This is a genomic window from Streptomyces sp. CB02980, assembly GCF_014451325.2.
Lineage (GTDB): Bacteria > Actinomycetota > Actinomycetes > Streptomycetales > Streptomycetaceae > Streptomyces.
This window is the reverse complement of sequence record NZ_JACSCH020000071.1, coordinates 1-753: the sequence shown is the minus strand read 5'-3', so window position 1 is coordinate 753 and position 753 is coordinate 1. Positions and strand designations below refer to the sequence as shown.

Below are 753 nucleotides of genomic sequence, written 5' to 3'. Positions count from 1 at the left end.
GCGTCCGCGCACGCCTGCGCGAACCCCGCGTTCTCCGCGAGGAAGCCGTACCCGGGGTGCACCGCCTGCGCGCCCGTCCGGCGGGCCGCGTCGAGGAGCGCCGCCACCGACAGGTACGACTCCGAGGCCGGCGGCGGGCCGATCCGCACCGCCGTGTCCGCCTCCCGTACGTGCCGGGCGTCGGCGTCCGCGTCGCTGTAGACCGCGACCGAGCGCACACCGAGCTCCCGCAGCGTGCGGATGACCCGGACCGCGATCTCGCCGCGATTCGCGACGAGCACTGTGTCGAACATGGACGTCCTCACACCCTCACATCCGGAAGACGCCGAACTGGGGGTCTCCCAGGGGCGCGTTGGCACAGGCGGTCAGGGCGAGTCCGAGGACCTGCCGGGTCTCCATCGGGTCGATGACCCCGTCGTCCCAGAGCCGGGCGCTCGCGTAGTAGGCGCTGCCCTGGCTCTCGTACTGCTCGCGGATCGGGGCCTTGAAGGCCTCCTCGTCCTGCGCGCTCCACCCGTCGCCGAGCTGGTCGCGCTTGACGGTCGCGAGGACGGACGCGGCCTGCTCGCCGCCCATGACCGAGATCTTGGCGTTCGGCCACATCCACAGGAAGCGCGGCGAGTACGCCCGGCCGCACATCGAGTAGTTGCCCGCGCCGTAGGAACCGCCGACGACGACCGTCAGCTTCGGCACCCGGGTGGTGGCCACGGCCGTCACCATCTTGGCCCCGTGCTTGGCGATGCCGCCGTGCTC

The 753-nt window shown here is 72.5% G+C and carries 2 protein-coding genes; both read right to left on the bottom strand.

Features of this window, described 5'->3' with window-relative positions; translation table 11 throughout:
• On the bottom strand, nt 1-293 hold a 293-nt coding region (locus E0F75_RS39800), incomplete at its 3' end, for a biotin carboxylase N-terminal domain-containing protein (RefSeq protein WP_308189674.1).
• Between the two features lie 16 nt (nt 294-309).
• Nucleotides 310-753, bottom strand: a 444-nt coding sequence (locus E0F75_RS39795) for a carboxyl transferase domain-containing protein (RefSeq protein ID WP_308189673.1), incomplete at its 5' end; no start/stop codon positions are given.